This window comes from Prevotella sp. RM4 (assembly GCF_000701965.1).
Taxonomy (GTDB): Bacteria; Bacteroidota; Bacteroidia; order Bacteroidales; family Bacteroidaceae; genus Prevotella; species Prevotella ruminicola.
Genome location: NZ_JNKG01000016.1, coordinates 56,714 through 71,405 on the forward strand (window position 1 = coordinate 56,714; position 14,692 = coordinate 71,405).

Consider the following 14,692-nt stretch of genomic DNA (forward strand, 5'->3'; position numbering starts at 1 on the left):
AACTAACATTAATGGATATGAATTTTAAAAGAACACTCATGACGATGAGTATCGCAGCTGTGATGCTGCCAACTTTTGCCGCTGACGGACTGCCTAAGGGCGCACCCGATTTTAGCAAGATTAAGGAAACCGACTACCTGCCTGCCATCGAGAAGGCTATCAAGCTGAAGCGACAGGAGATCAACAAGATTGTAAGCAACAAGCAGAAGCCTACCTTCAAGAACACCATCCTGGCGTTGGAGAAGAGCGGACTGGAGCTTGACAAATGGCTGAACGTAGCCGAGGGACTGGCCAGCGCACACAAGACGCCCGCCATTGCCGAGGCTGAGAAGAAGTCGACACCGCTGCTGACTGAGCTGGAGAACGAGATCTCGTTCAACAAGGCACTGTTTAAGCGTGTGAAATATGTTTACGACAACGAGTACAAGAGCCTGAAGGGCGAGGATAAGCGCCTGACCGAGGTGGTATATAAGGGTTTTGTACGTTCGGGTGCTCTGCTGGATGATGCCAAGATGGAGCGCATGATGCAGATTAATATGCGTATATCGGAGCTGCAGCAGCAGTGGGGCGACATGCTGCCCGCTGCTACCAATAACGCTGTGGTTTGGGTGTATAGCAAGGACGAGCTGAAGGGATTGAGCGATGCTGATATTGCCCAGTGCAAGAAGGATGCCGAGACTCGTGGAGGTAAGGCTCCTTACGCCATCGTGATAGTAAACACTACCCAGCAGGCTATCCTGAGCAGCTTGGAAAACCGCGATCTGCGTCGCCGTGTGTTCGAGGCTTCACGTCATCGTGCCGACGGCTCTGATCAGTACAACACCTTCCCCCTGGTAGTTGAGATTGCTAAGCTGCGCGCCGAGAAGGCCGAGCTGATGGGTTATAAGAACTACGCCTCGTACTCGCTGGAGCGTACGATGGCTAAAAACTCTGACAATGTGTACAACTTCCTGAAGCAGCTGATTGCTGAGTACACACCAAAGGCCCAGGCCGAGACCAAGGCCATCGAGGAGTTTGCCCGCAAGGAGATGGGACCCAACTTCAAGCTGCAGCCTTACGACCGTTTCTACTATTCGGCTAAGATGAAGCAGGAGATGCTTAACCTGAGCGACGACGAAGTAAAGCCTTACTTTAACATCGACAGCGTGATTGTGAACGGTGTGTTCTACGCAGCTCATCGTGTTTACGGTTTGAACTTCGTACAGCGCAAGGATGTGCCTACTTATCACCCCGACATGAAGGTGTTTGAGGTACGCGATAAGAATGGAAAAATGCTGGCTTTGTTCTATAGCGATCCTTATCGCCGCCCCACCAAGCGCGGCGGTGCCTGGATGAGCGCTTTTGCCAAGCAGAGCGGCTTGCGCCAGCAGTTGCCTATTATATATAATGTAACCAACTATGCCAAGGCTCCCGAGGGTCAGCCCACGCTGATTACCTGGGACGAGGTAACAACACTGTTCCATGAGTTTGGTCACGCCCTGCACGGTATGCTCTCTAACTGTTATTACAACACCCTGAGCGGTACCGCTGTGGCTCGCGACTTTGTGGAGATGCCATCGCAGTTTAACGAGAGCTTTGCCTCGATTCCTGAGATCTTCGACCACTACGCCAAGCACACTGTTACCGGTGAGCCTATGCCTGCCGACCTGAAGGAGAAGATGCTGAAGAGCATTAACTTCCAAACAGCCTACGCCCTGGGCGAGAACCTGGCTGCTACTTGTCTGGATCTGGCTTGGCACCATCTTTCAGTAAACGAGATACCTACAGCCGACGACGCTGCGCAGTTCGAAATCGACGCGCTGAAGAAGATCGGTCTTTACGATACCCAGATTCCACCACGCTACAGCACTTCTTACTTCAACCACGTTTGGGGCGGAGGTTATGCTGCCGGCTACTACAGCTATCTGTGGACCGAGGTGCTGGCCTGCAACGTGGCCGATACCTTTGAGAAGTTGGGCGCCTTGAAACCCGAGACCGGCGATGCCTTCCGAATGAAGGTGCTGAGCCGCGGTAACACCAAGGACCAGATGGAAATGTTTACCGACTTTACTGGCATGAAGAATCCCGACGCTTCGGGTTTCCTGAAGTATAGAGGTCTGTAAACCTGCTAGTTGGTTAATAATTCCTAAATGATAGACCCTAAAAATGGTAATATCAAATAATTGGAGTAATTTTGTAGGTCAAAAAGAAGGATATATTAAGTTGTTTAACATTTAAATGTTTTATTATCAATGATTTATTCAAAAGAAGTGGAGAACATGTGTAGCGTTTGTAAGGGCGCTTACCATGGACCTGCACCTATCCCCGAGGAGGGCAAATGGGTAGCAGTAAAGGAAATCAAGGAAATTTCTGGTTACACCCACGGTATTGGCTGGTGCGCACCTCAGCAGGGTGCCTGCAAGCTGAGCCTGAACGTTAAGGACGGTGTAATCCAGGAGGCTCTTGTTGAGACCATCGGATGTACTGGTATGACTCACTCAGCTGCTATGGCTTCTGAGATTCTGCCTGGTAAGACCATCCTCGAGGCTCTGAACACCGACCTCGTTTGCGATGCTATCAACACCGCTATGCGCGAGCTCTTCCTGCAGATTGTTTACGGACGTACACAGAGTGCTTTCTCTGAGGGCGGTCTGGCTATCGGCGCTGGTCTTGAGGACCTCGGTAAGGGTCTTCGCTCACAGACTGGTACACTTTATGGCACCGTTGCTAAGGGTACACGTTACCTCGAGCTCACTGAGGGTTACATCACAAAGCAGTACCTCGACGCTAACAACGAGGTTTGCGGTTACGAGTATGTACACCTCGGCAAGATGATGGAGGCCATCAAGAACGGTATGGACGCCAACGAGGCTATGAAGAAGTTCACTGGTTCTTACGGTCGTACAACCGAGGAGCAGGGTGCAGTTAAGGCAATTGATCCACGTAAAGAATAATAGGAGGATACGACAATGATTAGAAAAGTACAGTTTGAGAGTCAGGAGCGCCGTATCAACCAGGTTCTTGCTGCTCTGAAGGAGAATGGCATCAACTCTATCGAGGAGGCCAATGAGATTTGTGAAAAGGCTGGTATCGATCCATATCAGATGTGTGAGGACACACAGCTGATCTGCTTCGAGAACGCTAAATGGGCATATGTTTGTGGTGCTGCTATCGCCATCAAGAAGGGCGTTAAGACTGCTGCCGAGGCTGCTGAGGCCATCGGTATCGGTCTGCAGAGCTTCTGTATCCCCGGATCAGTAGCCGACGATCGTAAGGTAGGTATCGGTCACGGTAACCTCGCCGCTCGTCTGCTCCGTGAGGAGACTGAGTGCTTCGCTTTCCTCGCTGGTCACGAGAGCTTCGCTGCTGCTGAGGGTGCTATCAAGATTGCTGAGATGGCTAACAAGGTTCGTAAGAATCCTCTGCGCGTTATCCTGAACGGTCTTGGTAAGGACGCTGCTCAGATCATCAGCCGTATCAACGGTTTCACATACGTACAGACTAAGTTCGATTACTTCACTGGTGATCTGAACGTGGTTAAGGAGGTTCCTTACGGTAACAATCCTAGCCGTCTGAAGGTTAAGTGCTATGGCGCTGACGACGTACGTGAGGGTGTAGCTATCCTGTGGAAGGAGAACGTAGACGTATCAATCACTGGTAACTCTACAAACCCAACACGTTTCCAGCACCCAGTAGCTGGTACTTACAAGAAGGAGCGCGTACTCGCTGGTAAGCCTTACTTCTCAGTAGCTTCTGGTGGTGGTACCGGTCGTACTCTGCACCCAGATAACATGGCTGCTGGTCCTGCTTCTTACGGTATGACCGACACCATGGGTCGTATGCACTCTGACGCTCAGTTCGCTGGTTCTTCATCAGTACCTGCACACGTTGAGATGATGGGATTCCTGGGTATGGGTAACAACCCAATGGTAGGTGCTACTGTTTCTGTAGCAGTTGCTATCGACCTCGCCCTGAACAAGAAATAAATCATTTCTTGAGATATAATTAAAAAGCCTCGCCAATCGGCGGGGCTTATTTTTTGTTGTTATCAGCAAGCGGGCGCAGGGCTTACTGCACCTTGGTCATGTGATAACCCATGCGCTTAAGCTGAATGGCGGCTCCCATCAGGTAAAGCTGGTGCAGACAGCTCACATAACCGTTGAAAGCCTCTTTGGTGCCGGGCTCCAGGTGCTGGTGCATCAGTGCGTTGTAAACACGCTGGGCGCACTCGCCGGTAAGTTTTTCAAGAGCGCTGTAATCGTCGCCCTGCAGCAGGAGCACTTCCTCACGGATGTATTCGTCCATCGCATCGTAGCCGCGCTTGTCGCGCATGTAAGCATACAGGTCTTCTACCTTCGAGTAGATCTCCCATTCGGTATCCCACATCTTGGCTACGGCCAGACCGATATACATCATCCAACCCAACGAGGCCGAAGGATAAGCCTGGAACTCGCGAATGCCATCGGGGATATAAGCCTTGGCTATCTCCTCCCACTTGTCTTCTACATCGGGGCACTCGGGCAGGCGCTCATCTACCTCGTTCAAACTCTGCAGAAACTGGTGCAGATCATTACGTAATTGTTCTTCAAATTTTTCCATTTCGGGTGCAAAATTAATTCTTTTCTGGCAAATTACAAAAAAAAATTGTATCTTTGCACCAAATTCTAACACAACAATGAAAATAGTAATTCTTGACGGGTACACAGCTAATCCTGGCGATTTGTCGTGGAACGAGCTGGAGAAGTTGGGCGATGTTACGGTGTATGAGCGTACGGCGCCCCAGGAGACGGTAGTACGTGCGGCCGAGGCCGACGTGGTGTTAACCAACAAGGTGCTGATAACCAGCGAGGTGATGGCACAGTTGCCCAAGCTGAAGTATATCGGCGTGCTGGCAACAGGCTACAACGTGGTGGATATCAAGGCGGCACACGAGCGCGACATTGTGGTAACCAACGTGCCGGCTTACAGCACCGAGAGCGTGGCACAGATGGTGTTCTCGCATCTGCTTACGGTAACTAACCGAACAGAGCATTATGCCCAGCAGAACCGCGAGGGCAAGTGGAGTAGGAGTAAGGACTTCTGCTACTGGGATGCCCCACTGACCGAGCTGGCCGGTAAGACATTCGGCATTGTAGGTTTGGGAAATATCGGTATGCGTGTGGCCCAGATTGCGCTGGCTTTCGGTATGAAGGTAAAGGCGCTGAGCAGTAAAGAGGTGCTGCCTGCCGGTATCGAGAAAGTAAATCTGGATGAGTTGTTGGCTACCAGCGATGTGCTGTCGCTGCACTGTCCGTTAACCGACAGCACGCGTCACCTTATTAATAAAGAGAGTCTGAAGAAGATGAAGCCATCGGCCATCCTGATTAATACCGGTCGCGGACCGCTGATTGACGACGATGCTGTGGCTGAAGCGCTGGAAGAAAACCGACTGGGTGCCTTCTGTGCTGATGTGATGACCGTTGAACCGCCTGCTGCCGATAATAAACTGCAGAAGCAGCCCAACGCTTATATCACGCCGCACATTGCTTGGGCAAGCACCGAAGCAAGAGTGCGACTGATACAGGTAGCAACCGAAAATGTACGTTGCTTTATTAGCGGAAAACCACAGAATATGGTTTAGATCTCGAAATCGAGGCAGGAGCGCTGAACGGTGTAAGGACGAACCTTACCGTTGGCTACGGCTACATGCTCGGGGTGAACGGCATAGCCCTTCAGCGCTTCTTCGCTTTCGAGCGTGCTGTCGAGCATCACGTCGGCATTTGATGAAGCCAGACGGCCATCGATATGAACCTTAACATCAAGCAGTCCGGGTACCTTACCTACCAATCCCTCAAGACCAGCCTTGATACCTGCCTTAACGGTCTGCTTCTCCTCTTCACTCAGTTCTGGATTCAATGTCCAAAGAATAATATGCTTTACCATAACCTAAATAATTAATGTTTGTTAGGTGCAAAAATAGGCAAAATAATCTGTTTGGCAAAGAAATTTGCCGAAAACAAAGCACAATTCAAGGATTTTTAGTAAATTTGCGCCAAATAACAAAAATCAATAAATCAATATGGCAACAGTTGACGACAAGAAAGTGATTTTCTCGATGGTTGGCGTGAGCAAAACTATCCAGCAAAATCAGAAACAAGTACTCAAAAACATCTACCTGAGCTTTTTCTATGGCGCTAAGATTGGTATCATCGGTTTGAATGGTGCCGGTAAATCTACGTTGATGAAGATTATCGCCGGACTGGATCAGCAGTATCAGGGAAACGTGGTGTGGAGCCCAGGCTACAGCGTGGGTTATCTGCCACAGGAACCACCTTTGAACGAGGAGAAAACGGTAAAGGAGAACGTGATGGAAGGCGTGCAGCACGTGTACGATGCGCTGGCCGAGTACGACGAGATAAACGTAAAGTTCGGATTACCAGAATATTACGAGGATGCCGATAAGATGGATAAGCTGATGCAGCGTCAGGCTGAACTGCAGGATATCATCGACGCTACCGATGCCTGGAATATGGACTCGAAGCTGGATCGCGCGATGGCTGCGCTGAACTGTCCTCCTGGTGATTGGAGCGTGAAGAACCTCTCGGGTGGTGAGCGCCGCCGTGTGGCTTTGTGCCGCTTGTTGCTGCAGAAGCCTGATGTGTTGTTGCTCGATGAGCCTACCAACCATCTCGATGCTGAGAGTATCGATTGGTTGGAGCAGCACCTGCAGCAGTACGAGGGTACGGTGATTGCCGTTACGCACGACCGTTACTTCCTGGATGATGTGGCTGAGTGGATTCTGGAACTGGATCGCGGCGAGGGTATCCCCTGGAAGGGTAACTACTCAAGCTGGCTGGAGCAGAAGAGTCAGCGTTTGGCACAGGAAGAGAAATCGGCTTCGAAGCGTCGCAAGACTCTGGAGCGCGAGTTGGAGTGGGTACGTATGGCGCCTAAGGCCCGTCACGCTAAGGGTAAAGCCCGTCTGAACTCGTACGAGATGATGCTGAACGAGGAGCAGAAGCAGAAGGAAGAGAAGCTGGAAATCTTTATTCCTAACGGACCTCGTTTGGGTAATAAGGTGATCGAGGCTGAGCATGTAGCAAAGTCGTTCCCCGAGAAAACATTGTTTACCGATCTGAACTTCAATCTGCCACCCAATGGTATTGTGGGTGTGATTGGTCCTAACGGTGCGGGTAAAACCACGCTGTTCCGACTCATCATGGGGTTGGATCAGCCCGATGCAGGTCAGTTCTCAGTAGGCGAAACAGTGAAGTTGAGCTATGTGGATCAGCAGCATAAAGATATCGACCCAAACAAATCGGTATATGAAGTAGTGAGTCAGGGTAATGAGACTATCCGCATGGGGGGCAAGGACGTGAATGTGCGCGCCTATCTGAGCCGATTCAACTTCAGTGGTGCCGATCAGGAGAAGAAATGCGGCGTACTGTCGGGAGGTGAGCGTAACCGTCTGCATCTGGCCATCGCGCTGAAGCAGGAAGGCAACGTGCTGTTGCTCGACGAGCCTACCAACGATATTGACGTAAACACCCTGCGTGCGCTCGAGGAAGGTCTGGAGGCTTTTGCCGGTTGTGCTGTTATCATCAGTCACGACCGTTGGTTCCTGGATCGTATCTGTACACACATCCTGGCTTTCGAGGGCGAAGGAAATGTGTTCTACTTCGAGGGTAACTACAGCGAGTACGAGAGTAACAAGGCCCAGCGCTTAGGCTTAGAGGAGCCTAAACGCGCCCGATACCGTAAACTGATGGAAGAGTAATTCTTTTATTTAAAAAACAATAACTTAAAATGAAAAAACTAACTTTATGTGCTGTGCTGTTGGGAGCCTGTATGGGTGCCCAGGCACAGACACAGCAACTATTCGACAATGGCTGGCATTTCAGCCACGATGGCAAGATCATCAGTGTAAACCTACCTCACGATTGGGACATCTCGTATGCCTCTAATCCTGAAACCGGTGCCACGGGTACCGACGGCGGATGGTTCCCCGCTGGCAAGGGGGAGTATCGTAAGGCTTTTGCTACTCCTAAGGGTGAGTTGGTGAAATTACACTTCGAGGGTGTGTATCAGCGTGCCGAGGTGTTTGTGAATGGACAGAAAGCTGGGCAGCATGCCTATGGCTATACCCCCTTCACCGTGGATGTGACACCTTATTTATATAAGGACAAGCGCCTGAATGAAGTGGTGGTGAAGGTTGATAATAGTCAGCAGGTGAACTGTCGCTGGTATTCTGGTTCTGGTATTTATCGTCACGTGTGGCTGCAGACGATGCCACTCCTGCACATCGCCGAGAACGGCGTGTTTGTTACCACGAGCAACATATCGACTAAAGAAGCCACAGTGAATGTAGAAGTGACGGTGCAGAACGAGGCTGCTAACGCCGGTCAGGCCATTGTAGAAGTGGAAGGCAAGCAACAGCAGGTGGAGCTCCAGGCAGGCGAGAGTAAGTCGGTATGCTTTAGCTATACCATCCAGAATCCCCATCTCTGGTCACCCCAGGATCCCTATCTCTATACTGTTAACACTAAGCTCTCAACACAGAATTCTCCATGCTCAACAAAATTTGGCGTGCGCTCGTTCAGCTACGATACTGAGAAAGGATTTGTGCTTAACGGCAAGCCCATGCTGTTGAATGGTGCCTGCGTGCACCACGACGACGGTGTGATAGGAGCCATGGCTTTCGATGACGCAGAGATACGTAAGGTGCGCCTGATGAAGGCTGCCGGGTTCAATCTGATTCGTACCAGTCATAACCCCACAACACGTGCTTTCCTGGATGCCTGCGACTCGTTGGGTATGCTGGTTATCGGAGAGGCTTTCGATGGTTGGCGCACAGCCAAGAAACCCTATGACTATTCTACACTCATCGATTCATGCTATCGTGAGGATATCCATGCCATGGTGATGCGCGACCGCAATCACCCCAGCATCATCTCATGGAGCATCGGCAACGAGGTGATAGAGCGCAAGGAGATAGCTGTGGTAACCACTGCTCGAAAGTTGAAGGCTGCTGTGCTGGAGTGCGACAAGACACGTCCTGTGACCGAGGCCCTCTGTGCCTGGGATCGCGATTGGGAGATTTACGACCCACACTTTGAGGTGCTGGATATTGCAGGCTATAACTACATGATATTCAAGCATGCTACTGACCATAAGCGCGACCCCAAGCGCGTGATGTGGCAGACTGAGAGCTATCCACGTGGGGCTTTCCGCAACTGGGCTACCGTGCATGATTATCCTTATGTGATTGGTGATATGGTATGGACAGGTCTCGACTATCTGGGAGAGTCGGGCATCGGGCGCTACTACTATGAGGGTGAGCGCCCAGGCGAGAGCTATGCCGAAGGCGGACAACCCGATTGGCACGGCGCCTGCTGCGGTGATGTGGATATGACCGGCTGGCGTCGCCCCATCAGCCATTACCGCAGTATGCTGTGGAATGATAATGAACCACTCTACATGGCAGTGAAGGAGCCCAATGGCTATCATGGTAAGATATATGAAACCTCTTGGAGCGTATGGCCCACATGGGAGAGCTGGAACTGGGCTGGCTGGGAAGGTAAGCCCATCGATGTAGAGGTATATACCAAGGCGCCCGAGGTGAAACTCTATCTGAACGACCAACTGGTGGGCACGAAGAAGGTGAGCCGCGATACAGAGTTTAAGGCTGTGTTTACGTTGCCTTACGAGGCTGGCACCTTGCGGGCTGAGGCTGGTGATGAGACTGTTACGCTGGCCACTGCCGGTGAGCCTGCCCGTCTGCGCCTGACAGCCGACCGCACCAAGTTGACTGCCGACGGGCAGTCGCTGGCCTATATCACCGTCGAGGTGGTGGATAAAGAGGGTAGGGTATGTCCTGATGCTGCTATCTCCTGCGAGGCTATTGTAAAGGGCCAGGCCACGCTGATGGCTTTTGCCTCTGCCGACCTGAAGGACCGCGAAATAAAGACATCGCCACGCGCCACTACTTTTAAAGGTCGTGCCATCATCGTGGTACGTAGCACCCATAAGAAGGGTAAGGTGCAGGTGAGTGTGAAGAGTAGTCTGCCTGTAGCTACTACTAGCATCAATTAGAATGAAAAGAATTTTTTTCGCATTGATGTTGGCGCTGGCTGTTGATGGTCAGGCGCAGACATCTCGTGATTGGGAGAACCCTGCTGTTCTTGGTATCAATAAATTGCCTTATCATGCTACTTTGCAGTTACCTTCTAGGTGGCATGAGTGCAAGGAGATTGTGAGTCTGGATGGTGAGTGGTTCTTCCATTGGAGCCGCAAACCAGAGGAGAGACCGGTTGACTTTTATGCGGAGCATTTCGATGTGAGCGCATGGGATAAAATCAAGGTGCCTGGCAACTGGCAGACCCAGGGCTTTGGCACACCTATCTATACTAATATAGACTATCCTTTTAAGCGTGATCGGCCCAGTGTGACAAGTGAACCGCCACGTGACTGGACGGCCTATGAGAACCGCAATCCTGTAGGCTCCTATGTTACCTATATCAACGTCACTAAAGCAATGCTATCACAGAATCTTATTCTGCATTTCGGTGGTGTCCATTCGGCGATGTATGTTTGGTTGAATGGAAAGCAGGTGGGCTATAGTCAGAATTCCATGTCGCCGGCCGAGTTTGATGTGACGCAGTATCTGCATGAAGGTGAGAACAAACTGGCTGTCGAGGTTTATCGTTGGTGCGATGGCAGTTATCTGGAAGATCAGGATATGTGGCGCCTTTCTGGCATCTTCCGTGAGGTGCAGTTGTGGGTGCGCCCCTTGGTGCATATTGCCGACTACCATGTAACGGCTGTTCCTAACCGACATTTTTCTCAAGCCAGTGTGACTGCTGATATTGCCGTTTGTAATAGCGGTCGCTCAGTGGCTAAAAATATGAAGGCTGTGCTGAAGTTGGATGGACATACCATCGATGGGGCTCTGAAAACGCTGGGGGCAGGCGATATCATGCATGTTAAGCTTTCGCACCTGATAGATCATCCCCGTTTGTGGTCGGCTGAGAAGCCTCATCTCTATCCGTTTAGCGTTGAACTCGTAGATAAGAAGGGTAACGTGGTTGAGCATTTTGATTATCATCTGGGAGTGAAACGGGTAGAAACCGTTGGAGAGGTTTTCAAAATCAACGGCAAGAATGTAAAGTTGCGCGGCGTGAATCGTCATGACCATCATCCTATCACAGGGCGCTATGTAGATGATGCTACCTATGAGACGGACATTCGACTGATGAAGCAGGCCAATATTAATTTTCTGCGTACGTCGCACTATCCTGATCGCGAATATCTTTATGAACTCTGCGATAGATGGGGGCTCTATGTGATGGACGAGGCTAATCAGGAGAGTCATGGCTATGGCTATGCCAACGAAGAGATGGGGCATGATGAGGCTTGGAAGCAGGCACATGTGGATCGCGCAGAATCGTTGGTGAAACGTGACTTCAATCATCCATGCGTCATCCTTTGGAGTCTTGGAAATGAGGGTGGGGTAGGTCCTAATATTCAGGCAATGTATGACAAGGTGTGCGAGCTTGACTCTACACGCCTGCCTTTCTACGATTGTCATCCACGCTACTCCGCTCTGCACGACTTTGGTTATCCTGCACCCGACGAACTGCGCAGTGAGGCTATCAAAGAAACTGAGAAACCGCTGATAGCACGCGAATATGCCCACGCCATGGGTAACTCCGTGGGTAACCTGCAGGAGTACTGGGATGTGATATATGCCGACTCAAGTATCTGTGGCGCTGCCATTTGGGATTGGGTGGACCAGGGACTCGTTAAGAAAGATGGGGATAAGAAGTTCTGGGCTTATGGAGGCGACTTTGGTGATAAACCAAACTTAGATGCCTTCTGTATCAATGGTTTGCTGGCACCCGACCGTACGCCACATCCACATTACTATGAGGTACAACATGTGTATCAACCTTTGCAGTTTGTGTTACAAGGGGATAGCATTCATATTATCAATCGTGACAGTTTTACTGATGTGAGTGAGTACGACATCACGTGTGATACTATCGTGATTGATGGTGAACGACTGTTGAATGTGGCTGCGCATTTGCGTCAGGATATGCCTTGGGCTCAGAAAGGATTTGTGGTAGCCAGTGAGCAGTTTGTGCTTTCGCCTTATGTGTTCCCGAAACCAGTAGTGACTCCTTCTGATTCTCTTGTTGCAGGTAATGGCATTACCATCCGTGGTAACGCACTCACGTCATGGATGATAGATGGGCGCGAAGTGCTGCAAGCCCCCCTCGAACCATATTTCTGGAAACCAGAAAATGACAATCAGCATGCCGCTGGTTTTGCGGGGCGTGTAGCTATGTGGAAAGAGGTAAAAGATGTGAAGGTGCGTTACACCGTGCTTAATGAGCGTAGCATTCTTGTTGATGTTGACTATCAGCCCACAGAAACAAATCGCCCAATTATACCAAAGTTGGGCATGCGTATGCGTTTGGCAGCTGATATGACAAATATAGCGTATTATGGTCGTGGACCCTGGGAAAACTATCCTGATCGCAAACGGAGTGCTTTCCTCGGTCTTTATCAGATGCCATTGTCACAATTCGAAACCGAATACATACGTCCTCAAGACAATGGATGCCGTACTGATGTGCGTTGGTTCTGTATATCTAATGGTTCTAACACATTGCGTATTGATGGATTACAACCACTCTGCATTCGTGCCTGGGATTATGGTGAGGAAAACCTTGAGGCGGCTCGTCATCCGTATGAAATTCAGCGTGGGCAGTTTGTAAATCTCAATATCGATTTGAATATTCATGGTGTTGGTGGCATCGACACCTGGGGGCGCCGCACACTGCCCCAATACACCATTGATGGTAACAAACCATATCACTATGCGTTCATTCTAACTTGTATTTAGTTTGTTGGTGCATAAAAAAGCCGCTCGAGAGTCATCAACGACTCGAGGGCGGCACCAACAATCTATGAATAACTAAAAACCTTTTTCTGAGAAAAAACGGAGTGTCACCACTGCGTCTTTGTTATCCTTACTAACAAATCTTTTCTAACACCTTAGAAATACCTATCTCCAATTTAACTAATAAACCTAAAACCAAATTCTAACTAACTATTAACTCTAAATAAAAACCTAAATCAATCTATATTACCTAACTAATACCTCTGTATCTTTTTGACGATGCAAAGGTACGGCGATTTTCGTTACCATACAATAAAAATGATATACTTTTTGCAATAAAATGCATTTCTTTTGATATACATCAAGCTATTGTGTGCGAACACAGCTAAATTGTGTGCGAAAACAGTTCTTTCGGTAAAAATAAAAATGGGGAAAATCATGAGAGTATTGTGGATTTTTTGTATATTTGCACGATTTTATAAAATTTCTCACTTAGATGAATCAGATAGAAGAAAAAGAGGGCATCTTTGATGCCAGAGAACTGGGCATGCCAAAATACATTATTTTGGGTGTACAACATTTGTTTGCGATGTTTGGTGCCACTGTGTTGGTGCCTGTGTTAACCGGTTTGTCAGTGTCGTCGACCTTGCTGTTTGCGGGTATCGGCACATTGGTGTTCCATGCTATCAGCAAGTTTAAGGTGCCTGCTTTCCTTGGCTCATCGTTTGCCTTCCTGGGCGGCTATCTGTCGGTGAAGGCACTGGGCGTAGAGCAGGGAATGAGCGAGACGCTGGCTTTGGATTATGCCTGTATCGGCGTGCTCTTTGCCGGTTTGTGCTATTTCGTGATGGCCGGACTCATCAAGTCGTTTGGCATCGAGAGAGTGTTGCATTTCTTCCCACCTTTGGTTACTGGTCCTATGATTATTGCTATTGGCTTGGTGCTCTCGGGTAGCGCTATTCAGAACTGTACCACCAACTGGCCATTGGCACTCGTAGCACTTGTAACGGTGATTGTTGCCAGCATTTATGGTAAGGGCATCATCAAGATTATTCCAATTCTGCTGGGTGTGGTAGTAAGCTATAGCGTTGCCGTTGCAATGGGCGAGGTTGATTTTACTTCGCTGGGCGAGGCCGACTGGATTGGCTTGCCTTTCAGCAAGGAGCAGACCGCGCTGGCTGTGTGGGATAATATGGATACCACGTTCCTGATTTCTACTATCATCGCCATCATGCCTATCGCCATCGCTACCATCATGGAGCACATCGGTGATATGTGTGCTATCTCTTCTACTGTAGGTAAGGACTTCCTGAAGGAACCCGGTTTGCACCGTACGCTGATGGGCGACGGACTGGCTACTGCTTTTGCATCGCTGTTTGGTGCGCCTGCTAACACCACTTACGGCGAGAATACCGGCGTGCTGAACCTTACTAAGGTGTTCGACCCCGCTGTGATTCGTCTGGCTGCTGTCTTTGCCATCCTGCTGTCGTTCTGTCCTAAGTTCGCTTGCTTGATTGGCTTGATGCCTGCTGCTACCATCGGTGGTGTAAGCTTGATTCTCTACGGTATGATCTCGGCTGTGGGTGTTCGTAACCTGGTTGAGGATAGCGTAGATTTCAACTCTTCACGTAATGTGTTTGTGGCTGCTTTGATTCTGGTTATCGCCATCGGCGTGAAATACGGTGCCGACGATAACGTAAGCTTCGGTCCTATCCACTTCTCAGGCTTAGCCCTCTCGGCTATCGTAGGCGTAGGTCTTAACGCCGTCCTGCCTGGTAAGTTAGGCATGAAGATTAAGAGCGTTCACGGTAAGGAAAAGAAATAAAACCC

General features: G+C 49.8%; 10 protein-coding genes. 8 read left to right on the forward strand and 2 right to left on the reverse strand.

Translation table 11 applies throughout. The annotated features are described in order from the left end of the window. Window positions 1–11 precede the first annotated feature (11 nt). The 3 genes from T499_RS0113015 to T499_RS0113025 all read left to right on the forward strand — a co-directional run bounded on the left by T499_RS0113015 (window position 12) and on the right by T499_RS0113025 (window position 3,965). A complete protein-coding gene (locus T499_RS0113015; RefSeq protein WP_033151331.1) occupies window positions 12–2,102 on the forward strand; it encodes a M3 family metallopeptidase in 2,091 nt (696 codons plus the stop codon). 129 nt (window positions 2,103–2,231) lie between these two features. Continuing rightward, window positions 2,232–2,933 (forward strand): iron-sulfur cluster assembly scaffold protein, encoded by a 702-nt coding sequence (locus tag T499_RS0113020; RefSeq protein ID WP_013065322.1) that lies wholly within the window; start codon window positions 2,232–2,234, stop codon window positions 2,931–2,933. Between the two features lie 15 nt (window positions 2,934–2,948). After that, window positions 2,949–3,965, forward strand: a complete 1,017-nt coding sequence (locus T499_RS0113025) for a GGGtGRT protein (RefSeq protein WP_013063070.1) — start codon at window positions 2,949–2,951, stop codon at window positions 3,963–3,965. An 82-nt stretch (window positions 3,966–4,047) separates the two neighbouring features. Here the strand turns inward: T499_RS0113025 and T499_RS0113030 are convergent, their stop codons facing one another. Next, on the reverse strand, window positions 4,048–4,578 hold the full coding sequence (locus tag T499_RS0113030) for a hypothetical protein (protein WP_033151332.1): 531 nt from the start codon (window positions 4,576–4,578) through the stop codon (window positions 4,048–4,050). A gap of 76 nt (window positions 4,579–4,654) precedes the next feature. Between T499_RS0113030 and T499_RS0113035 the strand changes: the two genes are divergently transcribed. Continuing rightward, window positions 4,655–5,599, forward strand: a complete 945-nt coding sequence (locus T499_RS0113035) for a D-2-hydroxyacid dehydrogenase (protein ID WP_033151333.1) — start codon at window positions 4,655–4,657, stop codon at window positions 5,597–5,599. On the opposite strand, the gene T499_RS0113040 is transcribed toward T499_RS0113035, so the two are convergent. After that, window positions 5,596–5,901, reverse strand: coding sequence for a Dabb family protein (locus T499_RS0113040; RefSeq protein ID WP_013065314.1), 306 nt, complete (start codon window positions 5,899–5,901; stop codon window positions 5,596–5,598). The genes T499_RS0113035 and T499_RS0113040 overlap by 4 nt on opposite strands. Before the next feature lie 136 nt (window positions 5,902–6,037). Here T499_RS0113040 and ettA point away from each other — a divergent pair, with 136 nt between their 5' ends. From ettA to T499_RS0113060, 4 genes are all read left to right on the forward strand, one after another. Then, a complete protein-coding gene (ettA, locus tag T499_RS0113045) occupies window positions 6,038–7,735 on the forward strand; it encodes an energy-dependent translational throttle protein EttA (protein ID WP_033151334.1) in 1,698 nt (565 codons plus the stop codon). 29 nt (window positions 7,736–7,764) lie between these two features. Further along, window positions 7,765–10,050 carry a glycoside hydrolase family 2 TIM barrel-domain containing protein gene (locus tag T499_RS0113050; RefSeq protein WP_033151335.1) on the forward strand — a complete coding sequence of 762 codons (2,286 nt, stop codon included), beginning with the start codon at window positions 7,765–7,767 and terminating at the stop codon, window positions 10,048–10,050. A gap of 1 nt (window position 10,051) precedes the next feature. After that, window positions 10,052–12,865 (forward strand): glycoside hydrolase family 2 TIM barrel-domain containing protein, encoded by a 2,814-nt coding sequence (locus T499_RS0113055; protein WP_033151336.1) that lies wholly within the window; start codon window positions 10,052–10,054, stop codon window positions 12,863–12,865. Between the two features lie 493 nt (window positions 12,866–13,358). After that, window positions 13,359–14,687, forward strand: coding sequence for a uracil-xanthine permease family protein (locus T499_RS0113060; RefSeq protein ID WP_139294883.1), 1,329 nt, complete (start codon window positions 13,359–13,361; stop codon window positions 14,685–14,687). The last annotated feature ends 5 nt before the right edge of the window (window positions 14,688–14,692 follow it).

Excerpts from the sequence above, each read along its gene's own strand:
- T499_RS0113025 (WP_013063070.1), top strand. The coding sequence starts at position 2,949 with ATGATTAGAAAAGTACAGTTTGAGAGTCAGGAGCGCCGTATCAACCAG.
- T499_RS0113040 (WP_013065314.1), bottom strand. The coding sequence starts at position 5,901 with ATGGTAAAGCATATTATTCTTTGGACATTGAATCCAGAACTGAGTGAA.
- T499_RS0113060 (WP_139294883.1), top strand. The coding sequence starts at position 13,359 with ATGAATCAGATAGAAGAAAAAGAGGGCATCTTTGATGCCAGAGAACTG.
- T499_RS0113030 (WP_033151332.1), bottom strand. The coding sequence starts at position 4,578 with ATGGAAAAATTTGAAGAACAATTACGTAATGATCTGCACCAGTTTCTG.
- T499_RS0113015 (WP_033151331.1), top strand. The coding sequence starts at position 12 with ATGGATATGAATTTTAAAAGAACACTCATGACGATGAGTATCGCAGCT.
- T499_RS0113035 (WP_033151333.1), top strand. The coding sequence starts at position 4,655 with ATGAAAATAGTAATTCTTGACGGGTACACAGCTAATCCTGGCGATTTG.
- ettA (WP_033151334.1), top strand. The coding sequence starts at position 6,038 with ATGGCAACAGTTGACGACAAGAAAGTGATTTTCTCGATGGTTGGCGTG.
- T499_RS0113020 (WP_013065322.1), top strand. The coding sequence starts at position 2,232 with ATGATTTATTCAAAAGAAGTGGAGAACATGTGTAGCGTTTGTAAGGGC.
- T499_RS0113050 (WP_033151335.1), top strand. The coding sequence starts at position 7,765 with ATGAAAAAACTAACTTTATGTGCTGTGCTGTTGGGAGCCTGTATGGGT.
- T499_RS0113055 (WP_033151336.1), top strand. The coding sequence starts at position 10,052 with ATGAAAAGAATTTTTTTCGCATTGATGTTGGCGCTGGCTGTTGATGGT.